We start from the raw sequence: 20995 nt of genomic DNA on the forward strand, positions 1-20995 counted from the left end.
GCTATTTTCCTTGACTAAGTTGTATTATTTGAGCAACAACTCTCTCCTCAAAAGCAACGTCACTCAGAAGACTAGTACTTTCAGGTAGGTGTAGGGACTCTTCGCGCAGGATTTTTATATAATCTTCACGCCGACGTAAATGGTGGTTAGGGATGACATAAAAACTTTTATCATGGCGTAAGTTGCCTTCACTATAGATTTGGGTAAGCTTCGGTGCCAAGTCGTATGGATTTCGGTAATCCTTAATATCCACACCCCACACAGACTCATCCCCAAAATGTAGTTTTAAGTCATAACGATCGATACCAGGCCATAACTGAACATCACAAAGATATTCTGGGTATTCCTGATGCAACTTCTCCAACTTCTGGAACAAACAGATTTCTGGGATACCGGGTAAGGAAACACGCCAATGAATTCCCCTCTCGATCTGGCGTAGACCTGGTTGCCAAGAAATGCGATGAACATGAGGTAGCTGTTTGCGATGGTCATTGCAGATACTTGGCTTAATACCGCGTAACTTTCCGTACTTCTCCACTAAAGCTCCGCAGTAGTCACAACACCAGTAAGGTTCATGAGGCTTACAGTCTTCGTATAGTTCCCCAACTTCTTCAGTAGAGATGTAACGTGTCTTAGAAAATACTTTGCTCAGTTGCTCGTGAGTTGTGAACTTATTCTCTATTAGAAATCGACGCAGTAGAACATACTCCTGCTGGGAACGTTTAGCATCCTCGTCATTAACTTCTTGAAGCCGTTCCAATAGTCTCTGAAACTGGAAGTTTTCCAATGCAATTTGCTTAACTATAGTAGAAGCAAACTCAGGTAATTGTGCTCGTTCCAACAACTGTTCATAGAGATACTGGCTTGCTTCCTCGCTCAGTGCTCTATCGTATATCAAGCCGAAATCTGGGTCAAATTCCTTGGGAATTTCCAATGGATACCATGTTAGCAAAGGTTTTCCTAGAAGAGAAAAAAGACCTTCAAGGGTACGAGGGTAAGGCGTAGCTGTCATCTTCAATGCCAATTTGTTACAGGCGTGCTGTAACAAGTCAGGATAGGGGTAGTTATGGTTTTGACGGAAAAATTCTGCCAAACCCACAACAAGATAGTCAAAATTGTTGCTGTCTTTTGCCATAATGCCCTCATTGATAAACAAAGCGGTGCTGAAGCGAAGCCAACTTTCAGTCGAGCGCTGTTTTATTTGTGATACAATTGTTCAATGAATTTGACACAACCATACCTTATCTCCAACTACGTGTCAAGAACAACACAATTGTTTCAGAGATGAAACAAGTCTTCTGATTGGAGTAAACGCGCCAGTCTTGATAAATGAGGAACGATTGTGGGAAGCTACTTGGATATGAACCAATTGGCAACGATGGTTCGCACTAAGCGCGGCATCAGAGGATTGCGCGAAACTGCCAAGGAAATTGGAAATATTAGTCCATCCACACTTTCGCGAGTAGAAAACAGTAAAATGCCGGATATGGAAACCTTTTTATTGCTATGTGACTGGCTAGAAGTGCCACCAGCCGAACTTATCAAGAGTACAGAAGAAGCTGGGAATCCTTCTGTTTTGAAGACTCCTGACGCTATTGCAATACAACTGAGAGCTGATAAGAATCTAGACCCAGCGATCGCCAATGCACTAGCAGCTCTGGTTAAGGCAGCATATCACGACCTTTCCCAAGGTAATACTAACCCAAAGCAGGAGTCGTAGAAATCGTGTCAATAACTCAAAGGTTATCGTCTGCGTTTATGCGAAAGTGTGAGGGAATTGCGACCGAGCGGCGCAGTTTGCTGGGATTGCAGGCATTTGAATCACTACCCGCAGACGTTCTGGCAAAAGAATTAAGAGCAACAGTTTTTACACCTGAGAAGATTCCCAAAGCAGACCAAGAGCAAGTAGCGGTACTACTGGATAGTGACGCATGGTCAGCAGCAGTGATTTGCCAAGACCCCCTTTGGATTATACACAACCCGCGCCATGCACTTACAAGGCGTGAGTCAAACCTGATGCACGAGTTTGCACACGTGCTGTTAAAACATCAAATTGTCCGTTTCGATCTGAAGACTGGACTTCCCCAACGGCGTCAAAGTGACGAAGACGAGGCAACTTACTTGGGTGGATGTCTTCAAATTCCCCGGCGCGGATTACTTTGGGCTGTTCAACGTCAAATGACTCTGGCTGAAATTGCCGTACATTTTGGTGCTAGCACGGATATGGTGCGATTCCGTAGTAATGTGACAGGAGTAGAAATTACCAAGCAATAGTCTACTGTTAAAATGAACTACCAGGTAATTAACACGAAGGTCTGTGGGGCAAGTCACTCGCAGTACCTCAGCAACATCGACGCACTGTAACCAGATATCTTGACATTTGGACATTGGCTTTCAGTTGACACCAAGGACTAACTACTAACTCCTAAACAACCTTGTATACTGAGTTTCATGAGCCATACTTGCTAAAGACAAGCCCCAACTACAACAGCTAAGATTATCATCTTCTAACTCCATAATCTCCCCTGTGGCAACAACAAGTAATTCTTGTAAGGAGAGCAAGACTTGCTGTCCTGCAGTTTGTCCTAAAGGAATGAGTTTCACCCCAGCAGTTATCAAATTGCTTGCCCAACTGTGTAAATATGCCAACAGTGCGGCTTGTACTTCAATATTCCAATACGCAGCAGCAATCCCAAAAGCCACAGCGTAATTGCAAGGATTACCAACAGCATCTGTAATAGGCACAAGTTGTGGTATCAATTCTATCAGAAGTCGAACGAGCGATCGCCCCATTTGCCAGCTAGAAGCGCGTAACTCCTCAGTTTCACGAGCAGCAGATAACCAGCTATTCCAGTAGGATAGCTCCTTTAGATCGCCTATTTTCATACATTTGTAAGCTCGCACCATAACAGCACCGTCTAACCGAATTGCCCCATAACGCAGTTCTGCCTCCACCCAATGTTGTAAAGTGACGCTATCCTTAATAGTGCTATTTTCTACCAACGTTTCCAATCCTTCAGAATAGCTGTAAGCACCAACAGGCAAAGCAGGGCTAGCCAGTTGTAAAAGACACAAAAGATGATTCTCAGTGAACATGATGGTGTCCATAAGCACCAGATTCAGGTTGAAATGGTGTGACTTCTTCTTTGACTTCTAGCCCAAGTTGTTCGAGCATTGTGCGTAAAACGGGATCGGGAGACAACCGTAAATAAGTTGTTGCTATCTCTACAGGTACATGACGATTTCCCAAATGGTAAGCAGCCTTGAGTAAATCTAACAGTGTTTGGGCAGTAACAGTAAAAACAGGTTCTGGTTTAGCAGCAATTCTCACCAAATCCCCAGTCGTTTCATCTAACAAAATATCCCCGTCTTGCAACACCATCCCTCTAGGTAAACGAACAAAGATTGTTTGTCCATCTTCCGTTTCAAAACGATGACGGGTGCGAGTCCGTTCCTCTGCAGTTAAAGCCAGAGTTAGACTCACTACTGTATCTGGATTAGGTTGTTTGCGCTGAGTAAAAGTACACATGGGCATAATTCTTTCGCTAGATGAAGTTTACGGCAGCACAAGTAAATTAGGTGATTAAACATCTACGAAGATTGCTATGGAAACTCAAGACCGTCAAACTCATCCTACTCCAGATCGTCCAACACCACCCTATTACGATCCAAAACCTGCCAGTATATCTACTGTCCAAGACCACGGACAAAACGACCCCGAAAAAAGTATTCCCATACAGCTTTCCCTCAACTTTTCCATAGGAGTGTTAGTCGTTCTCCTATTTGCAACCGCTTATTATTACGGGCTTCTTCACTAAGATTGATACGCAGTAGGGTGGGCAATGCCCACCAAAAGCTTTATGCAGTAGACCTCTCCGAAAAAGATGTAGGGGCGCAATGTAAGAGCGCCCCTACCAAGACTTTCAGGTAATGCATAATTAATTTCTGGAGCAGTAGCCATTAGTTATTCTTTCTAAGTTCCTCTTCAAAGCCATGAAATTACCCGAACTCAATTCCGACACAATCGATCGCATTATAGAAATGGCGTGGGAAGACAGAACACCATTTGACGCAATAGAAGAACAATTTGGTTTGCAAGAGAAAGAAGTCATTGCTCTGATGCGTCGAGAAATGAAAGCATCCAGTTTTCGGATGTGGCGGGAACGAGTGACTGGACGCAAAACTAAGCATACGCAAAAGCGAGAGTTTGTTGCTGGTCGGTTCAAATCAGACAATCAAAAGACATAATTACATCAAAGCCTATTTAATTAGTCACAATGTAAGCTAGAGAGCGTCTCCAATATATCTCAAAGAAGTCTTTCAGGGGAGGAGTGAGAATGAGTACCTTTGAGAAAACGCCTCACACAAACTCTTTACAGGTGTCATCATCTGTTATTAGTAAGAGTCAAAGCGAAATTTACAGGCGTAACCTTCTTTGGCATGGCTTCTTTATCAGTACACTGGGATTTATCATAGGTCTATTTATACCTCTATACGCCAATCCACGTGCAGGGCTTGCAACTCATACACTTGCGATCGCACAAGGAATGTTTTTAAGCGTTACAGGTCTTACTTTCCCATACCTTAAGATACCGCACTGGATGGGTATAATGACTTTTTGGCTACTAGTTATTAGTGCTTATACAGGTGTCAGTGGTGAGTTTCTAGGTGCAGTATTTGGCTTAACAAAGATTTTGGTAATCACTGCACAAGGACTTCCTCAAGGTCCTATTTGGATAGAAACCGTTGTCGAAATATCCACTAAAGCAATAAGTCCCTTTATCCTGTTAGCCTGTGGCTTCATCCTCTATGGTTTGAGACCAACTCAATCACCTGACCAGTGACCAGTAATCAGTGACCAGTGACCAGTAATTAATTTCCATCTGCGTTCGTCTGCGTTCATCTGCGGTTCAATTAAAAAAGCGAGAAACTTTAGAGACACATATCAAGTCTCCTTCTATACTCTACTTAAACACTCGCCCATGTTTGAATCCGCCAAAGGCATCCCAGGATTGCCAGACTTAACGCACCCTACCGAACTTATTCAATTCGGGACTCATCTACTCAAAGCCTCACTGTTACTACTATTCCTAGTCATAGCTCTAGGAATTGCAATTGCCCTACTAAGTTTTGCCCTACGTCGGAACCAAGAGCAACAAGCCCTTTTAATCGGAGAATGGGCAGTTAGCTACTCCCAACTACTGAGAGGATTGCAACACATAACCCTAGTATTAATACTACTTGTAGGAGGATTTTTTCTCTGTTCCACTTTAAGCAACCGATACCATCATTGGGAACAGGCAAAAGTCGCCCAAGTAGCCGAAAGCGTTGCAGGTGAAAGACTAGAACAAATGGTACCCCAAGTGCGTTATGTCACCGAAGAACCATATACATACAACACTCAAGTTAATGGCAAAATAGTTAGAGTCAACGATAAGCAAAAAGTCAACCGTTTCCTGACCTTAAGTGGTTCGCAAATTCAAGTCAAGATCGAGCAAAGCGCAGATGTTCAAGCTCGCCGTGCAATATATAAAGTAGATTATGTTGCTGATTACAAAATAGTTAACCCACTTAAAGATATCAATAGTTTTTTCTTTGAAGCACAACCGCCTATTGGTTATTCCCTATTGCAAAGCTACAAAGTCGAACGTGATGGAACCCGCTTACAACAAACTAATACGGACGACTATAACTTTCCGATTCAACTACAGCCCGGTCAAGAAACAAGTTTGAGAGTCACTTACAAAGCTCAAGGAGGACCGCGTTGGGTTTATAACTCTAACGGACAGTTACTTTCTAACTTTCGCTTGAATGCGATCGCAAACTTTGCCGGAGCCGATTTTGCCAGTGGTATTATACCAAGCGAGATGGAAACAGATGGACGAAGCACCAAATTTACATGGATTTTTGACGATAACGTTTCTGTCAAAAACCCGTTTGGAGTTTTTACCAACACCAATCCCATTCGAGATACTGGAGTCCTTCCCCGCTTGCTTTTATTAGCACCAGCAATATTTCTCTGGTGGATATTATTGCTCTATTTATCGCTACCAATAAGTTTAAGAAACGTCGCAATTGCAGGTGGAATCTTCTTTGCTTGTTTGCTAACTTTGACCTATCTCAGCCGCCTCATGAGTCCCCCAGTAGCTTGGACTTTCATTTCCCTCATCTTGCTATTTTTAACTTGGGGTTTGGGGTCAAACCGTAATGCTTCTCTAGCCGCCATTATCTGCACAATTTCCGGTGCTGTATTTCCCATCTTTGGGCTGTTAGTACCCTATAGCGGTTTAACCCTCAGCCTTGCGGGCTTTCTTTCAGCAATTTGGCTTGCCGTTCGTCATTGGTATGGTTGGTATAGTTTGGAACCAAAAGAAAGCGACTTTCATTAATGTGTGAAGGACTGCAAGATCCCCGACTTCTTCCAGAACTATACCATTCTAGTCAGTTAGCTCAACGACTTTTTTGTTTGGTGCTGCTTTTGCTGTTGGTAGTAAGCCGCACTCATTTGAGTGTCACCTCGCTTCTCGCTTTCATAGATAATCTCCAATTATAAAATCATTTTTTCGCTCCTGATTCTATCGAGCTTAATGTTGACCTGCATTTAGTACAGAGTTACTGATTTATCCAGTTTGAACTCAAATACCAACAATTGACCCATTGTTGGTAAAACACCCAAGGTTGCTGACGCCGATCGCAAGCGCGAGAAATTAATACTTTTCACTCCACATTACAACTAATGGCTCGTTTTAAATGTGGGAGCGCTTACATTAATCTCATATCTTTCACTTACGTGTTAATACTGGAATTTTCCGTTTTTAATAAACATATATTTTTATCAAAAAAACGAAAAATAAGGATTATTAGTCTACTAATCACGGTTTTGTTTGTGTAGGTTTACACGAATAGGGTATAGGTGCAAGATATGAAGCTCCAACTAGGGGCGATTTCCGCCGCAAGTAACAAATGAAAGAAGCACATTTTTTTCACTTTCTGAAAGCCTTGCTACATAAAGCTGATAGGATGTGTATTATAAGAGTTAATGGCATTTTTTCGAAAATGCTGTTTTTACTTTTGTAGCTTTATCCATGTCTGAGTGAATTTCATGAATGCGAAAACAACTTAAAGAAATGCTCATTAACATTTCTGATGATTTGAAAAAGCAGTTTCATGCTACCTGCGTTATGCAGGGGAAAAAGATGAATCAGGTCGTCCTTATCATTAATCCAGCAATGGCTTAGGGCAAACGAAATTTCACAAACTGATAGTGAAATAGGTAAGAAGTTACCACCCAAATCCTGTTGAATAACCTCGCTAGTAACAAAGTTAATTATGTAAGAAAAACTTTTCAATTTAAGATAACTGGAGCTAATTAATTTATGCAGCAAAAAATCTTGATTTTAGCAGCAAATCCTAAAGGCACAACACAGTTGCGTTTGGATGAGGAGGTGCGTGAAATCGCTGCTGGACTTAAGCGAGCGTTGCATCGCGATCGGTTTGTCTTAGAGCAGAAGTGGGCAGTGCAACCGAGAGATATTCAGCGAGCCATGCTGGATCTTAATCCTTCTATTATTCATTTTTCTGGGCATGGGACGGGAGATGAAGGTCTGGTATTTGAAGACGAAACAGGTTCCGCAAAGCTAGTTGATGGAGAAGCTCTAGCGGGATTGTTTGGGCTATTTGCTTCTCAGATTGAGTGTGTTGTTCTTAATGGCTGTTACTCAGAGGTACAGGCAAACGCGATCGCAACTCACATTAACTATGTAATTGGTATGAGCAGGGAGATCGGAGATAAAGCTGGAATTGAATTCGCTGTGGGCTTTTATGATGCTATAGGAGCAGGAAAGCCTGTTGAATTTGCCTACAATTTTGGTTGTGCTGCAATTAGGTTAGCAGGTATTCCAGAGCAACTAACCCCAACTCTAAAGAAGAAGCCTTTGAATGGATCTAAAGACCAACCTCCAGTTCTCAATGAACTAGGGTCTGAATTAGATCGAGAACTAAACGACTCTGACAGAGAAGTACTTACAGAACTCTTAATACGTAGTGGACGTGCAGAATATTCGGCACGAAAAGCTCTTTGTATAAAAATTGGAATTGAACACAATCAACTTGGATTTTTAAGGCAATCTACCGATACAGACTTTGCCTTAGAACTAATTAGCTATTTGCATAGTATAGGTGACAAACAAGCACTTTGTAAAATCTGCTCCGAACTTGAAGTTGTTTTTAAAAGAGGGAAGTACTCGACTGATTTAAAAAATGTTAAATCAAAACTCAATTGTAACTAGTGGGAGGAGTAAAAAGTATGTCAACTCAATTCTTTTTAGAGGAAACTGATATAGACACATTAATAAATCTTTTACTTCGTAGCCAACAATCAAGAACACGAGAAGCACTATGTATTAGCATTGGAATCGACCCCAAGCGACTTTCATTTATTAGAGATTCTTCGGATTCGGACTTTTTTCTACTCCTCATTAAGTATTTAAATGAAATAGGCGAACAAGAAGCTCTTTGCAAGCTTTGTTGTAAGGAACTATTTCCGGTTTTTCACAACGGAAAATATGCGAATCTTTTAGCTGAAATTGCAGCTAAACTCAATTGCGAGCAAAAGTTAAGTCAGAATGACACTAATAATAAACAGCCAGTTCTTCTCTCGTCTATTCCTGATTCTAGAGCCAACGTTAATCCCTTTATTCAATTTGCTAAAAACAAATTAGTTATAGGTAGTGTAGTGTTTCTAATTGGATTAGCAGGGTTTAGCTTGTACAATCAGAATAGCAACTCGTTTAATAATTCGCATACTTCCGAGCAACCTGAAAGTCAAACCCCAAACCTTAGTTCAACCGCTAACAGCAAAGATGTAAATCAGCAAATCATCAGTATTTATCAAGAAGTACTTGGACGAAAACCTACAAATTATGAGCAGAAGTGGTATGCTAATTTCTTAGAACAAGAAGTATTACCATTAAATTCAATTCGTGATTCGATTACCAAAACTTCTTCACTTCTACAAGAAGGTAATGTTATTTCATTACAATCTTTAGGAGAAGAGAAAACTGATTATAAATTTTTAGATTCTACCATAAAAAATAATAATGTAAGCTTAGCTTCTAATATTGATACTCACACTAAATGGAAGGTACACGTCATTAATGATGGAGTAGTTGCCTTAGAAAATCAGGGAAAAATTAATGGTTCAAAATGGTTAGATGGTGTAATGCACAACAACTCTGTTAGTTTAGCTCCTAACAAAGAAGGTTATACAGGCACAAAATGGGTAGTCAATATAATAGGTAATGGAATAGTTGCCTTAGATAATCAGGGACAATCAAAATGGTTAAATGGTGTAACACAGGACGGCACTGTTAATTTAGCTCCTAACACAGGAGACCATACAGGTACAAAATGGAAAATTCGTAAGCAGTAGTTTAATACTGCTGCATGAAAGGGTATAATCGATTGTATACAAACCATTCACACAAACACACTCAGAGCATGCTAAGCTTCTCTGAATCAAAATCTGAGAGGATAGACTTTTTGGTTTGCGATCGTATTTTATTTTCAATAGGTAGAAACAGTGGGGCGACTGTTCTCCCGTACTGAAATTGATAAGAGCCGTATTTGATGGCTTACTTCAGAGCAATTTGATTCCTTCTAACTGACTCAATTTAGTATCAAAAGATGCGGTTTCCTGGCATCGGTGCTAGTTGGTTGAGTCGGGTAATTAGGTAGTCGGAAAAATCTGCCTTACCAGATTTCATTTGCCCGAGCGCCCATTCTATAGCTTCTCGATTCTCAAACACAAAAATATTAGCTCTTAAAATCTTCTCCAGCGTGTCAATGAGTTTTTCTCGACTTAGTTTATAACTGGTTCGCAAAACCCAAACCACTTCACACAAAACAATATTGTTAATCAAGCAAGGTTCATTAGCTTGCAAGGCCTCATTAATGTAGCGATCGGCAATCTGCCACTGCAGACAATAAGTTAAAACAGGTGACTCGAAGTGGCAATCAAGTTTTCCTAAGTTGTATCACATATTATGAAGTTAAAAGAGGTTTATTATCTATAAATGCTACTAGACAATTAGCTGATTTTCATCAGTTTTGTACCGATTATGAATTTTTATTTTTAGATGATATAGTGATTATCGAACAAGCCTGTAAAATTCATGCCGATTTAAAAATTAAAGGTAGACCAATACAAGATGCTGATGTCTTAATAGCTGCAACTACAATTACACGTGGTTTAGTTTTAGTTTCCAATGATTCCGATTTGATGATGGTTGAAGGGTTAAATTTAGAAAATTGGCTATAAAAATGAAACATGAAAGACTACCACATTAACATTTTCTACAGTGAAGAAGATGAAGGCTACATTGCTGATATCCCCGATCTAAAATTTTGTTCTGCTTGGGGTGCTACACAAGAAGAAGCTTTACATGAAGTCATGATTGCTAAAGCTGCTTGGTTGGAATCAGCAACAGCTGAAAGTAAGTTTATTCCTTAACCTAATATCACTTTATATCAAAGATGCATCTCACATGAAGATACTTCAAAGCCTCGAAGCTCCTTAAATCTGAAAACAGGTAGTTTACACCACTGACAATATTCGTCCACAAATTTGGCTATTGGTGAGTGTGAACGAGGCTCTACCATGCTCTGTGTCTGCGTTATAGCCTTTGTACGCTATTATACTACTACGAGAGTAACAAAACAGGGATAAGCTCGCTGACGTAACCTTTACAGGAAGTGTTATCTTTACTCAGTTTGTGGGAAAACTGAGAATACGGGTTTATAGGCAAAATTCAGAATATGTATTATCCCAACGATATTGAAGAAATATGTTACGAGCAAGACCATATTGAAAAGGTATGGGATGAAATGAAACAGGTTCTTCCGACTTACTTCCAACAATATGTTGATACGGAAGGTGGACACTCAATACCAGAAAGTGAAATTGAAAAGCTTGCTGTAAAATTTGGTTCTACCTCCAAGCCAAAAAGCAAGCCGAAAGACACAAAAAAAATTCTATAAAGGCTTTTGAAAGAATTAATTAAGGACTATGAAAAAGAACGCAAATTTTATCAAGACATCCTTGACTTAGAATCACTCGAAGAATACAAATATGATGTAAATTCCTTTAAAAATACAGTTTTAAAAAATCAAATTCCAATTATCAGAAAAACATTACAAAATAAACAAGTAAAGGTTCAAATATTGACTTTCAATATGAAGAAGAACTTTTTTACGGTCGAAATCAATGGAAGAAGCCTGATTTTACAATAAGACATAATGGCAAGGTTTGGTATTGGGAACATTTAGGACTTTTAGATAATGACCAATATAACAAAAACTGGCAGGAGAAAATAAAAATTTATAAAGAACTTGGAGTATTTGATAAAGTATTAACGACAAAGAAAAGTGCGATTTTAAGCAACCAAGTAAATGAGTTAATTAAAAGAATTACAACAACATAACAATTTCCAGAATTAACTCTTAGTAACTCAACATATACATTTTGGGAAATTGCCAAGTAAACAAAGACGTATCTGGAGAATTTGCTATTAAGGGTGTGAGCATTGATTCAATTAATTGGTCAATAATTTACAAATGGACAATCGCATCTAATTTTCGGCGTAAAATCGCTTTTAACAGTTCAATCTTGTTTGGAGCAGCTTTGGGTAGTAGTATATCAGTGAAGGTGTTATTACCTTCAAAATCTATACCTGCTTCACCGTCTATAGTTGTTTTGAAAGCCATCTTTCGCTTTCCATCTTCAGAAACTTCATAGTGCATTACCACCAAATGAATGTTCGTGATGTGGATTGTTAGTTATGGTATGTGTTCGCAATCGCGTCGTTAATTCAATGTTACGAAGTAGTTATCCAATGCTTGCTGAATTGCTCTACCTATTGCACAAGCAACGGGTGGCGGAACCGAGTTAGCAACTTGGCGATGTTGATCCAAGTAACGCACTCTACCAGAACGACCGCGAATTGGTTCTTTTAAAAGGTAACGATCGCGATACCCATGAATACGCATATACTCGCGAGGAGTCAAATAGCGGTCTTCAGTTGGATGAAAAAATATCTCTCCACATCGTAAAGTGATGGAAGGTTCCGTCCTAGACAAACGGCGGAATTTTGTGGTGTCTTTCTTAGTCAATTTGCACCTTTGCTCAACAGGAAGGTGTAGTTCCTTTGCTAGATGTGAACCTTCGGGGACACCGTGAATGCGCTTGCGATCGCCAATCGGTGTAATATCAACATGGTTATCATTCAGTTGGTCATCTCTACACGGTATTGGTTCACCAAGCCCCCTTAGCACCTCTCCAACACTAACATAAGGTAGCAATGGAGAAATAGAGAGAGTAGGTTTTGAGGGATCGCTATGTGTGGGAGGAGGAAACTCAAAGCCTCCATCCTTTGGCAACTATAAATACCCTTTCACGCATCTGCGCTACACCATATTCTACGGCTCGAATAACCTTCATCTTCAGCTCGTAACCAAGTTCTTGGAGCTGCATTTGAAGCAATTCGTAGACGCCACCAATTTTACCGTTCCTATCTGGTGCATTCAGAAGCCCTTTGACTTGCTCGATTAAAATTACCTTGGGTTGCAACACTTGTGCAAAACGCACAAACTCAAACAGTAATGTTCCCCTCTCGTCTTCCAAACAACCACGTTTGCCGATTTGTGAAAATGACTGACAGGGGCTACCACCACATAATAAATCAAGTTTACCCGGTAATAGAAGTAGTTCCCCCATCAATTGCGTTGGCTCGACATTACGGATATCGTCTTCAATCACACGAGTGCTTCGCCCATCGCGGTTTGCACTTGCACGTGAAGTATGACAGCAATGTGGATCGATCTCAATGCAAGCAAGGATATCAAAACCTGCTTGCATGAGACCTAAATCTAAGCCACCAGCACCAGAAAAGAGTGATAAAGCAGTTCGCGATCTATTTTGTTGGGGTCGCAAATTTTCAACCATATTGTGCTTATCCCTTGCCATAGAATAATCACTTTAATAGATAAAGATGGCTCATACCAATTCTCTTTATTCAAGCAACACATTGAGATCCCCCTAAATCCCCCGATAAATTGGGGGACTTTGAACATTTCTCCCCCTGAAAACTTAGTCCGCGCCAGCGGACTTCGTTTGTATAGCCGCGATTACGAACATCGCTTGGGCTAAAAAAACGTAACCACCATTAATAAAGAACGGGCAAGGATGCCCGTCCCACAAGATAAAATACCTATAAATAATAGTAGTGGGAGCGATAAGCCTTCGGCTTAACGGCTATACTGCCGTATCGCACAACTTGCACTCATCACCCCCACCTTATTTTTCTCTTATGAATTAATAGCACCAGCCTCTGGGAACAAATAATTACTCAGCAATATTAACCAAACCTGAAACTTCGGAATCAGCCACTGTTGGGGCAGTAAAAATTTGAGAATATAAGCTTGTTGGTTGTTGTTCGGCAACAACAGGTAGAACTTGACGGGCATGCATTGCGACTGCCACTGTTTTCACATCATAAGCTTGTGTTGCTAACTTAGGATACAAGCCAATACCGATGATGGGAATTAACAAGCAAGCAGCGATCAACAGTTCGCGAGGTTTAACATCTTGTACCACAGCATCCAGAACCAATTCTTGACTTTGCTTGCCGTAGAACACTGCGCGTAACATGGACAATAAGTAAATCGGAGTCAAGATAATACCAACAGCCGAGAGAAGTACAACAACTACTTTAAAGCTGGAACTGTAAACATCGCTTGTAGCAAGTCCTAGGAAAACCATCAACTCACCTACGAAACCGCTCATTCCAGGTAGCGCTAGAGAAGCCATCGCGCCTGCTGTGAAAAGAGCAAAGGTTTTAGGCATAACTTTTGCCATACCACCCATCTTATCCATCATCAATGTGTGAGTCCGCTCGTAAGTCACACCGGAGAGGAAGAACAAGCTAGCAGCAATCAAACCGTGAGAAACCATCTGCAGCATTGCACCACTGATACCCATTTCTGAATAAGAGGCAATACCAATCAGAACGAATCCCATATGAGCAATTGAAGAGTAAGCCAAGCGACGCTTGAGGTTGTTCTGAGCAAAAGCACAACAAGCACCGTAGATGATGTTCACTACACCCAAAATCGCTAGGACTGGGGCAAACACTACATGAGCGTTGCTCAACATTTCCATGTTGATACGGATGAGGGCATATCCACCCATCTTTAACAACACACCAGCAAGAATCATTGAACCAGGTGCAGATGCTTCACCATGAGCATCGGGAAGCCAGGTATGTAGGGGGAAAATTGGCAGTTTGACGCCAAAGGCAATTAGGAAGCAAGCGTAGACGAGTAACTCTAATGTTTTTGAATATTCTTTCATTCCCAGAGTTGCCATGTCGAAGGTGACAGTGTCTCCAGAGAATGCCATTGCAAAACCTGCTACCAGGATAAAGATAGATGCAGCAGCAGTGTAAAGAATAAATTTGGTCGCTGCGTAACGGCGCTTTTCTCCTCCCCAAATAGAAATCAGCAGGTAAACTGGTACCAACTCGATTTCCCACATTAGGAAGAACAACAGCAGATCCTGGGCAACAAACACCCCTATCTGAGCGCTGTACATGACCAGCATCAACGCATAAAATAATCGCGGCTTTTTGGTTACCTTCCAAGCCGCGAATATTGCAAGAGTATTAATTAAACCTGTCAGCAGTAACAAAGGCATTGACAAACCATCGACTGCTACAGACCAGTTCATTCCCAACTGAGGCACCCAGGCATACTTCTCAACCAACTGGAATGCTGAGCTTTGAAAATCGTAATCCTGCCAAAAGGCATAAATCATCAACGCAAAATCTGCAAGTGCCACTCCTAGACCGTACCAACGGACTGTTTTGCCCTCTTTATCTGGAATGAAGGGGATGGCTGCGGTAGCCACCAATGGCAAGGTAATTATGGCTGTTAGCCAAGGGAACTCGAAAGCATTCATCACTGACAATCGGTTTTTATTTTTGCTTTTAATTACATTATATTAAGCAATCGTTACTTTTGTAAACCTTATTCTTCCATTCAAAACAAAATCTTTAAATTTTATAGGAATAAATACTTATTTTTTCATCAAGTTCATTCTAAATGTAAAGTTTTACTACGTCAACAAAAAACGGCAGCTCTTGCCACCGTTACAAAATTTAATAATATATATGTTTTGAGATAGAGGTTTTGCTATCCAAGTTTTATCTACTTATGCAAAAAGGTACATAAGAGAACTTTTTTATGGATTTGTAATACAGTTGACAAAAAATCAAGCAAATGTTCTTCTGGAACAGATAAACGAAACAAAACTGTATACTGTGGTTCAAACAACCCGGTTTTTGTCCAGAAGACGCATATTTTTCGAGCAAGTTCCTCACTTTAGGCTCCATCTGGGAACGAGATGAGTGAGTATCCTCAAAGAAGTTGAGAAACAAAGTAAAATCTCCAACCTACTCAATGACTAATCTAGCTCCTTGAGTGTCAAGACAAAGCGATCGCACTTCCGCCTTCACCCCCTCCTTTAACCAAGCATCTGCCATAGCCTTAGCCACAGCATCAGCACGAACCCTATCCGTCAAAGCCAAAAGCGTCGGTCCCGCACCACTAATTACCATCCCGTAAGCACCAGCCCCAGTAGCAGCAGAATTCACTGCATCATAACCTCGAATTAACCCCTTGCGATAAGGCTGGTGTAACCTATCCTGCAAACCAGCCCTCAACCAATCACCCCTCCCAGTTTCCAAGCCCCGCAATAACAAGCCGAGATGCGCCGTATTAAAAATAGCATCTCCACGACTAACCTCAGATGGCAAAACCTGTCGGGCTTCCTTCGTTGAAAGCTCAAAATCTGGAATTGCTACCACAGGAACAATCTCCTGACTCCAGGGAATCTCACAAATCTCCCACAAACTTTCTTTTTCTTTCAGCAATTCATTCTCTACCCCCGTTGCTGCCAAACGACATCCCCCTAAAAACGCAGGCACAACATTATCCGGATGTCCTTCCAACGTAATAGCCAACTCCAGCAATTGTGACTGACTCAGAGGTTCACCAGCCAATACATTGGCACCAATCAACCCACCAACTATAGCTGTTGCCGAACTTCCCAAACCTCTCGCTAATGGCACGCCAAGGGAAATATCGATCTGCACAAAGGGTGGCGATTGCTCTATAGATTCGTAAAATTTTACAAAAGCTTGGTACAGTAAATTACTTTCATCAGTCACAACCCGTTCGGCTTCAGCACCCGTCACAGTTATGACCCATCGCCCTTGAGAGTGGCGAATAAACTTAAACTCGTTGTACAGAGTCAAAGCAGCACCAATGCAATCAAACCCCGGTCCCAAATTAGCAGTCGTTGCGGGGACAGTAATAGTGGCACAAGAAACTACAGACATTTTTATGCTTCAGAGCAAATAATCAAACAGCTTCTCATGAAAACGGTTAATTTGCTCACTGGTCACTGGTCACTGGTCACTGGTCACTGTATAATATAGATACAAAACTTAAAAAAAATAAAAACTTGATTTATAAAGTTTGTGAAAAGATCCAAATTTCTGTTATGTTTAATTTCAGAGAGGGCGATCTAAGGTCACAAGCCCCAGAAAAAAATTAGCGGACTGGAATTTATCGCTTCCAGCCCGGTAAAAAAAGCGGGCTAACCTTTTAAGGGACTTGGTTAACCCGTGCAGCTTTGGAAACGCGCAGAGTAATGGTTATTGCAATACCAACTTAACGTTGGCATTTTGCAAGCCGCGCTGCTTCACTTCAGCCAGAGTCTTGTTAACAGCATACTTCTGGTTGATAGAGTTGATAAGTTCGGTTTGGTTATGCTTCTTAGCAACGCCCCACAGGTCTGCAATCAAATCAAAGGAGCCGTCGCTGTTACGAGACCAACCGAGGTCATATTCGCCTTCGAGAACAGCAACTAAGTCAGCACGAACACGCTGACCGTTGTAACCACGAACATCTGCTTCAGTCTTCACGGAGATGCCGAGGTCGCGCAGGGAAGCCTTGAGGATTTCAGCATCAGTGATTTTGGTACGCAGAGTGCTAAAGTGAGACATTTGGGTTTCCTCCAATGAGAAAGTAGAGAAAAGACAACGGTTTGTTTTTGCAAAGTCGCGTTTGGCAGAACGCGATTGGCAGTAGCTGTAACGGGGTGATAACTCCTATTGAGGCACTGCCTTTTTTTTAAACTGCTAGCTTTTGGTGCTAGCCTTTCCCCCCTGTGGTAGCAGGAGAAAGCTTTTAGAACTCCATGCGCTGGTATTCAGCTACGGAGGCTGCAGCAGGTCTTGCTCGCTGTCTAGCCCAATCTCTTAGGGCTGTTACCTGTTCTTGCATCGTTCGAGACAGCGGCAGTGTTGCCTTCAGTGCTGCAATAATATCTAGTTGAGTGAACTCGCGATCTTGGGCAAAAGCTTCGTACATTGCCGCTACGATCGCCTGTTCAATTTCTGCCCCAGAGAAGCCATCTGACATCTTGGCAAGTTGTTCTAGGTCAAACCTGGAGATGTCATTGCGGCGCTTATTCAAGTGAATCTGAAATATATCCTGACGCTCTTCACTTGTGGGCAAATCAACAAAGAAAATTTCATCAAAGCGACCCTTCCTCAAAAATTCTCCAGGTAAGCGCTCAACTCTGTTAGCTGTCGCCATTACAAACACTGGTGACTTTTTCTCTTGCATCCAAGTGAGGAAAGATCCAAATATCCGGCTAGAAGTTCCACCATCAGAATCAGAAGACCCCGCACTTCCGGCAAAGGATTTGTCTAATTCATCAATAAACAAGATGACTGGGGAAATAGACTCTGCTGTTTTTAGGGCATTACGTAAGTTGGCTTCCGAACGTCCTACCATGGAACCATCATAGACACGTCCCATATCCAACCGTAACAATGGTAAACCCCAAAGTCGAGAGGTTGTTTTGGCTATCAACGATTTACCGCAACCGGGAACCCCCAAAATTAACATTCCTTTAGGTTGAGGTAACCCATACTCTCGCGCTCTTTCTGTAAAAGCGTTTGAACGTTGCTTGAGCCATTTTTTCAGTTCTTCCAAACCTCCGACACCATCTATAGTTTCATCTTCTTCTATGTACTCAAGTATACCATTTCGGCGAATGAGTTGCTTTTTCTCAGATAAAACTATATCGACTTCTTCCTCCGTCAAACGCCCTGAGGTTACCTGGGCTTTACGATAAACTTTTTCTGCTTCATCTTTTGTCAACCCTAAAGCTGCTCTGAGAAGTTTTTCTCTCGCTTCAGTTGTTAACCTTCGCCCGCGATTCAGTTCTATATGGTGAGTCAATACCTTATTCAAGTCTCCCATATCTGGTAGCGGGAAGTCAAGAACAACAACTTCCTTCTCCAACTCAATAGGAACTTGCTGCATCGGAGACATTAAAATAATATTTTTGTGCGTACCTTTAAAACTCGCGATCGCATCTCTTAGCGATCTTGTCGTCGCAGGTGCATCTATAAAGGGGTGTAAATCTTTAAGAATAAATATACTTGGTTCTTTCTGCCGAATAATCCATTCAATTGCAGCTTCCGGAGAAACTGTATTGTGCTGAGTGACATTTCTAGGCTGACCGTACTCTACGATGCCGTGAGTCACTGTCCAAACATAAACTTTTCGCTGTGGCTTCGATGATTGAGCGATATTAGAAATTCCTTGCTCAGCCCGCTCTTCCTCGGAGGTCACAAGGTAGATTAGAGGGTATTGAGCTTGAATGAGTATATTGAGCTCTTCTTTCATACTTCGACCTACTTGAGACCTTTACAGACAGTACAGACATCGCCAACTTAAAATTGAGGGGGAGAGAATTATGAACAATATCTCTACTACTCACAATTCCCACCTAGCAAGGAACCAATTCTTCCTCACCTTTCTGATTCGTTTCATCCATTTCTTCAATGGAAATACGTTCTCCAATTATTCCTGGCTGCTTACCAAGGGCTGCCAGTTCACCGTCACGGATGACTAACGAACTTTCACAACTTGGGCAGGAATAAACTCTATGAGACCTTCCATAGGAAGCTTCTTCCACCAATTCTGAATGTGCCAGATAGAAACCCAGTGCGCGTTCTGCTAGCTCTGACATCGGTTCCGAGTCAACTGCCGAACGAATTTTTAGTTTCCTATGAAGTTCCGGCGACAAATACAAAGTAACCTTTTGCTTAGTTTGCATATTACTGTTTTGAGGTCTTACCCGGGTATGTATTTCACGATATCGGCTGACTTTCTGCTTGTCAACCCACCAAGACGTTTTGACGGCATTTTTGTAATATTTCTTAATTTGGGGACTGGGGACTAGGGACTGGGGACTGGGGACTGGAGACTAGGGACTAGGAATTGGGAAAAGCTATTCAATTCTCCATACCCAATCCCCAATCGCCATTGCCCCTTATCCCCAGAGGGAACCCCGAGTTCCCCAATCGCCATTGCCCCTTATCCCCAGAGGGGACCCCGAGTTCCCCAATCGCCATTGCCCCTTATCCCCAGAGGGGACCCCGAGTTCCCCAACCCAATCCCCAATCCCCAATCCCCAATCCCCAATCTTTCATGATTACAGGTGTCACAAACCTGATAGATTTAGCTATCAGCGAGTAAAAACTTGGTAAAAATGAAAGTCCTGGTTATTGGTGGCGATGGTTATTGCGGTTGGGCAACCGCACTTTACCTTTCAAATCGAGGTTATGAAGTTGGTATTTTAGATAGTTTAGTGCGACGGCATTGGGATAACGAGCTGGGAGTAGAAACTCTAACTCCAATCGCACCAATTCAACATCGAATTCAACGCTGGCACGATTTGACAGGGAAATCTATTGACCTGATTATTGGCGATATCACTAACTACGAGTTTTTGAGTAAAGCGTTGCACAAATTTCAGCCAGAAGCGATCGTGCATTTTGGCGAACAAAGATCCGCGCCTTATTCAATGATTGACCGCGAACACGCTGTTTTTACCCAAGTCAATAACGTAGTTGGGACTTTAAACTTGTTGTATGCGATGCGGGAAGACTTCCCAGACTGTCACTTAGTCAAATTAGGGACAATGGGAGAATATGGAACACCCAACATCGATATCGAAGAAGGGTTCATCACAATCGAGCATAACGGGAGAAAGGATACTCTACCCTACCCCAAACAACCCGGTTCAATGTATCATTTGAGTAAAGTTCACGACAGCCACAACATCCATTTTGCGTGTCGGGTTTGGGGACTGAGAGCTACAGACCTAAATCAGGGTGTTGTTTATGGGGTTTTGACAGAAGAAACAGGCATGGATGAACTGTTGATTAACCGTTTGGATTACGATGGTGTATTTGGGACGGCGCTGAATCGCTTCTGTATCCAAGCAGCCATCGGGCATCCCCTGACAGTTTACGGCAAAGGCGGTCAAACCAGAGGATTCTTGGATATTCGAGATACAGTGCGGTGTATCGAAATTGCCGTAGCCAATCCAGCACAACCAGGAGAATTCCGCGTCTTCAACCAGTTCACCGAACTATTCAGCGTTGGCGATTTAGCAATGATGGTGAAGAAAGCTGGTAACGCACTCGGACTGAGTGTAGAAATTAACAACTTAGAAAATCCCAGAGTCGAGAAAGAAGAGCATTACTTCAACGCTAAAAACACCAAACTGTTGGATCTTGGGTTGCAACCTCATTATCTTTCTGACTCTTTACTCGATTCTCTGTTGAATTTCTCCATTAAGTACCAAAATCGAGTTAATAAATACCAAATTTTGCCTAAAGTCTCTTGGCGAAGAAGTTAGAGCAATCTGAAAGGATGTAGTCTCAAAAATGAAGTATAAAATTTGACGTTTATAGCGATTGAAAAACAGAGAAAATAAATGTTTGTAGCAGTACTTAAAATTTTTTACAAATGATTTAAGATTGCTATGCGTTTATTCGTAACACAATTGGTA

25 protein-coding genes and 1 pseudogene are annotated in these 20995 nt (G+C 41.6%); 13 read left to right on the forward strand and 13 right to left on the reverse strand.

The window, feature by feature from the left end:
- Position 1: 1 nt before the first annotated feature.
- Positions 2–1135, reverse strand: a complete 1134-nt coding sequence (locus ACKTT2_RS22465; RefSeq protein WP_407890663.1) for a restriction endonuclease-related protein — start codon at positions 1133–1135, stop codon at positions 2–4.
- Between the two features lie 207 nt (positions 1136–1342).
- Here ACKTT2_RS22465 and ACKTT2_RS22470 point away from each other — a divergent pair, with 207 nt between their 5' ends.
- Together ACKTT2_RS22470 and ACKTT2_RS22475 are read left to right on the forward strand one after the other, a co-directional pair.
- Positions 1343–1720: a helix-turn-helix domain-containing protein gene (locus ACKTT2_RS22470; protein ID WP_407890664.1), complete on the forward strand. Its 378-nt coding sequence runs from the start codon at positions 1343–1345 to the stop codon at positions 1718–1720.
- A 5-nt stretch (positions 1721–1725) separates the two neighbouring features.
- Positions 1726–2274: an ImmA/IrrE family metallo-endopeptidase gene (locus ACKTT2_RS22475; RefSeq protein ID WP_407890665.1), complete on the forward strand. Its 549-nt coding sequence runs from the start codon at positions 1726–1728 to the stop codon at positions 2272–2274.
- A 144-nt stretch (positions 2275–2418) separates the two neighbouring features.
- On the opposite strand, the gene ACKTT2_RS22480 is transcribed toward ACKTT2_RS22475, so the two are convergent.
- On the reverse strand, positions 2419–3108 hold the full coding sequence (locus tag ACKTT2_RS22480; RefSeq protein WP_407890666.1) for an urease accessory protein UreF: 690 nt from the start codon (positions 3106–3108) through the stop codon (positions 2419–2421).
- Positions 3086–3529 (reverse strand): urease accessory protein UreE, encoded by a 444-nt coding sequence (gene ureE, locus ACKTT2_RS22485; protein ID WP_407890714.1) that lies wholly within the window; start codon positions 3527–3529, stop codon positions 3086–3088. The genes ACKTT2_RS22480 and ureE overlap by 23 nt, the downstream gene beginning before the upstream one ends.
- Positions 3530–3605: 76 nt before the next feature.
- Between ureE and ACKTT2_RS22490 the strand changes: the two genes are divergently transcribed.
- The 7 genes from ACKTT2_RS22490 to ACKTT2_RS22520 all read left to right on the forward strand — a co-directional run bounded on the left by ACKTT2_RS22490 (position 3606) and on the right by ACKTT2_RS22520 (position 9430).
- Positions 3606–3818: a hypothetical protein gene (locus tag ACKTT2_RS22490; RefSeq protein ID WP_407890667.1), complete on the forward strand. Its 213-nt coding sequence runs from the start codon at positions 3606–3608 to the stop codon at positions 3816–3818.
- Positions 3819–3993: 175 nt separating this feature from the next.
- Positions 3994–4248 (forward strand): TIGR03643 family protein, encoded by a 255-nt coding sequence (locus tag ACKTT2_RS22495; protein ID WP_407890668.1) that lies wholly within the window; start codon positions 3994–3996, stop codon positions 4246–4248.
- 89 nt (positions 4249–4337) lie between these two features.
- Positions 4338–4844, forward strand: coding sequence for a styrene oxide isomerase (locus ACKTT2_RS22500; RefSeq protein ID WP_407890669.1), 507 nt, complete (start codon positions 4338–4340; stop codon positions 4842–4844).
- Positions 4845–4982: 138 nt separating this feature from the next.
- Entirely contained in the window at positions 4983–6389 is a 1407-nt protein-coding gene (locus tag ACKTT2_RS22505; protein ID WP_407890670.1) for a hypothetical protein, read from the forward strand.
- 717 nt (positions 6390–7106) lie between these two features.
- Positions 7107–7238 (forward strand): hypothetical protein, encoded by a 132-nt coding sequence (locus ACKTT2_RS22510; protein WP_407890671.1) that lies wholly within the window; start codon positions 7107–7109, stop codon positions 7236–7238.
- A 138-nt stretch (positions 7239–7376) separates the two neighbouring features.
- Positions 7377–8288: a CHAT domain-containing protein gene (locus ACKTT2_RS22515; RefSeq protein WP_407890672.1), complete on the forward strand. Its 912-nt coding sequence runs from the start codon at positions 7377–7379 to the stop codon at positions 8286–8288.
- Between the two features lie 17 nt (positions 8289–8305).
- Positions 8306–9430, forward strand: a complete 1125-nt coding sequence (locus ACKTT2_RS22520) for a hypothetical protein (protein WP_407890673.1) — start codon at positions 8306–8308, stop codon at positions 9428–9430.
- 247 nt (positions 9431–9677) lie between these two features.
- Here ACKTT2_RS22520 and ACKTT2_RS22525 read toward each other — a convergent pair whose 3' ends face one another.
- On the reverse strand, positions 9678–9941 hold the full coding sequence (locus ACKTT2_RS22525) for a type II toxin-antitoxin system VapC family toxin (RefSeq protein ID WP_407890674.1): 264 nt from the start codon (positions 9939–9941) through the stop codon (positions 9678–9680).
- A gap of 56 nt (positions 9942–9997) precedes the next feature.
- Here ACKTT2_RS22525 and ACKTT2_RS22530 point away from each other — a divergent pair, with 56 nt between their 5' ends.
- A complete protein-coding gene (locus tag ACKTT2_RS22530) occupies positions 9998–10318 on the forward strand; it encodes a PIN domain-containing protein (protein WP_407890675.1) in 321 nt (106 codons plus the stop codon).
- Between the two features lie 9 nt (positions 10319–10327).
- On the forward strand, positions 10328–10510 hold the full coding sequence (locus ACKTT2_RS22535; protein ID WP_407890676.1) for a type II toxin-antitoxin system HicB family antitoxin: 183 nt from the start codon (positions 10328–10330) through the stop codon (positions 10508–10510).
- Between the two features lie 10 nt (positions 10511–10520).
- Here the strand turns inward: ACKTT2_RS22535 and ACKTT2_RS22540 are convergent.
- Positions 10521–10659 (reverse strand): annotated as a pseudogene (locus tag ACKTT2_RS22540) (IS701 family transposase); the annotation flags it as partial.
- A 156-nt stretch (positions 10660–10815) separates the two neighbouring features.
- Here ACKTT2_RS22540 and ACKTT2_RS22545 point away from each other — a divergent pair.
- Entirely contained in the window at positions 10816–11037 is a 222-nt protein-coding gene (locus ACKTT2_RS22545; protein ID WP_407890677.1) for a hypothetical protein, read from the forward strand.
- Positions 11038–11607: 570 nt separating this feature from the next.
- Here the strand turns inward: ACKTT2_RS22545 and ACKTT2_RS22550 are convergent.
- The 8 genes from ACKTT2_RS22550 to ACKTT2_RS22585 all read right to left on the reverse strand — a co-directional run bounded on the left by ACKTT2_RS22550 (position 11608) and on the right by ACKTT2_RS22585 (position 19252).
- Positions 11608–11763 (reverse strand): hypothetical protein, encoded by a 156-nt coding sequence (locus tag ACKTT2_RS22550; protein WP_407890678.1) that lies wholly within the window; start codon positions 11761–11763, stop codon positions 11608–11610.
- A 99-nt stretch (positions 11764–11862) separates the two neighbouring features.
- The gene (locus ACKTT2_RS22555; protein WP_407890679.1) at positions 11863–12435 is read right to left on the reverse strand and encodes a DNA cytosine methyltransferase; all 573 of its coding nucleotides are present in this window, start codon (positions 12433–12435) and stop codon (positions 11863–11865) included.
- On the reverse strand, positions 12413–13000 hold the full coding sequence (locus ACKTT2_RS22560) for a DNA cytosine methyltransferase (RefSeq protein WP_407890680.1): 588 nt from the start codon (positions 12998–13000) through the stop codon (positions 12413–12415). The genes ACKTT2_RS22555 and ACKTT2_RS22560 overlap by 23 nt, the downstream gene beginning before the upstream one ends.
- Before the next feature lie 399 nt (positions 13001–13399).
- On the reverse strand, positions 13400–15013 hold the full coding sequence (locus ACKTT2_RS22565) for an NAD(P)H-quinone oxidoreductase subunit 4 (protein ID WP_407890715.1): 1614 nt from the start codon (positions 15011–15013) through the stop codon (positions 13400–13402).
- Between the two features lie 493 nt (positions 15014–15506).
- The gene (thrB, locus tag ACKTT2_RS22570) at positions 15507–16454 is read right to left on the reverse strand and encodes a homoserine kinase (RefSeq protein WP_407890681.1); all 948 of its coding nucleotides are present in this window, start codon (positions 16452–16454) and stop codon (positions 15507–15509) included.
- 318 nt (positions 16455–16772) lie between these two features.
- Positions 16773–17123, reverse strand: a complete 351-nt coding sequence (locus ACKTT2_RS22575; RefSeq protein WP_038088622.1) for a DUF1257 domain-containing protein — start codon at positions 17121–17123, stop codon at positions 16773–16775.
- Between the two features lie 184 nt (positions 17124–17307).
- Positions 17308–18819: a stress-responsive protein Ycf46 gene (gene ycf46, locus ACKTT2_RS22580; protein WP_407890682.1), complete on the reverse strand. Its 1512-nt coding sequence runs from the start codon at positions 18817–18819 to the stop codon at positions 17308–17310.
- A 103-nt stretch (positions 18820–18922) separates the two neighbouring features.
- Positions 18923–19252, reverse strand: coding sequence for a slr0373 family blue light stress response protein (locus ACKTT2_RS22585; protein ID WP_407890683.1), 330 nt, complete (start codon positions 19250–19252; stop codon positions 18923–18925).
- A gap of 435 nt (positions 19253–19687) precedes the next feature.
- Here ACKTT2_RS22585 and ACKTT2_RS22590 point away from each other — a divergent pair, with 435 nt between their 5' ends.
- Positions 19688–20842, forward strand: a complete 1155-nt coding sequence (locus ACKTT2_RS22590) for an NAD-dependent epimerase/dehydratase family protein (RefSeq protein WP_407890684.1) — start codon at positions 19688–19690, stop codon at positions 20840–20842.
- Positions 20843–20995: the final 153 nt, after the last annotated feature.

It is taken from the genome of Scytonema hankhaensis NUACC26, assembly GCF_045865695.1.
In the GTDB taxonomy this organism is placed as follows: Bacteria; Cyanobacteriota; Cyanobacteriia; order Cyanobacteriales; family Nostocaceae; genus Scytonema.

Excerpts from the sequence above, each read along its gene's own strand:
- ACKTT2_RS22465 (WP_407890663.1), bottom strand. The coding sequence starts at position 1,135 with ATGGCAAAAGACAGCAACAATTTTGACTATCTTGTTGTGGGTTTGGCA.
- ACKTT2_RS22480 (WP_407890666.1), bottom strand. The coding sequence starts at position 3,108 with ATGGACACCATCATGTTCACTGAGAATCATCTTTTGTGTCTTTTACAA.
- ureE (WP_407890714.1), bottom strand. The coding sequence starts at position 3,529 with ATGTGTACTTTTACTCAGCGCAAACAACCTAATCCAGATACAGTAGTG.
- ACKTT2_RS22490 (WP_407890667.1), top strand. The coding sequence starts at position 3,606 with ATGGAAACTCAAGACCGTCAAACTCATCCTACTCCAGATCGTCCAACA.
- ACKTT2_RS22495 (WP_407890668.1), top strand. The coding sequence starts at position 3,994 with ATGAAATTACCCGAACTCAATTCCGACACAATCGATCGCATTATAGAA.
- ACKTT2_RS22500 (WP_407890669.1), top strand. The coding sequence starts at position 4,338 with ATGAGTACCTTTGAGAAAACGCCTCACACAAACTCTTTACAGGTGTCA.
- ACKTT2_RS22505 (WP_407890670.1), top strand. The coding sequence starts at position 4,983 with ATGTTTGAATCCGCCAAAGGCATCCCAGGATTGCCAGACTTAACGCAC.
- ACKTT2_RS22510 (WP_407890671.1), top strand. The coding sequence starts at position 7,107 with ATGCGAAAACAACTTAAAGAAATGCTCATTAACATTTCTGATGATTTG.
- ACKTT2_RS22515 (WP_407890672.1), top strand. The coding sequence starts at position 7,377 with ATGCAGCAAAAAATCTTGATTTTAGCAGCAAATCCTAAAGGCACAACA.
- ACKTT2_RS22520 (WP_407890673.1), top strand. The coding sequence starts at position 8,306 with ATGTCAACTCAATTCTTTTTAGAGGAAACTGATATAGACACATTAATA.
- ACKTT2_RS22535 (WP_407890676.1), top strand. The coding sequence starts at position 10,328 with ATGAAAGACTACCACATTAACATTTTCTACAGTGAAGAAGATGAAGGC.
- ACKTT2_RS22545 (WP_407890677.1), top strand. The coding sequence starts at position 10,816 with ATGTATTATCCCAACGATATTGAAGAAATATGTTACGAGCAAGACCAT.
- ACKTT2_RS22550 (WP_407890678.1), bottom strand. The coding sequence starts at position 11,763 with ATGGCTTTCAAAACAACTATAGACGGTGAAGCAGGTATAGATTTTGAA.
- ACKTT2_RS22560 (WP_407890680.1), bottom strand. The coding sequence starts at position 13,000 with ATGGTTGAAAATTTGCGACCCCAACAAAATAGATCGCGAACTGCTTTA.
- ACKTT2_RS22565 (WP_407890715.1), bottom strand. The coding sequence starts at position 15,013 with ATGAATGCTTTCGAGTTCCCTTGGCTAACAGCCATAATTACCTTGCCA.
- thrB (WP_407890681.1), bottom strand. The coding sequence starts at position 16,454 with ATGTCTGTAGTTTCTTGTGCCACTATTACTGTCCCCGCAACGACTGCT.
- ACKTT2_RS22575 (WP_038088622.1), bottom strand. The coding sequence starts at position 17,123 with ATGTCTCACTTTAGCACTCTGCGTACCAAAATCACTGATGCTGAAATC.
- ycf46 (WP_407890682.1), bottom strand. The coding sequence starts at position 18,819 with ATGAAAGAAGAGCTCAATATACTCATTCAAGCTCAATACCCTCTAATC.
- ACKTT2_RS22585 (WP_407890683.1), bottom strand. The coding sequence starts at position 19,252 with ATGCAAACTAAGCAAAAGGTTACTTTGTATTTGTCGCCGGAACTTCAT.
- ACKTT2_RS22590 (WP_407890684.1), top strand. The coding sequence starts at position 19,688 with ATGAAAGTCCTGGTTATTGGTGGCGATGGTTATTGCGGTTGGGCAACC.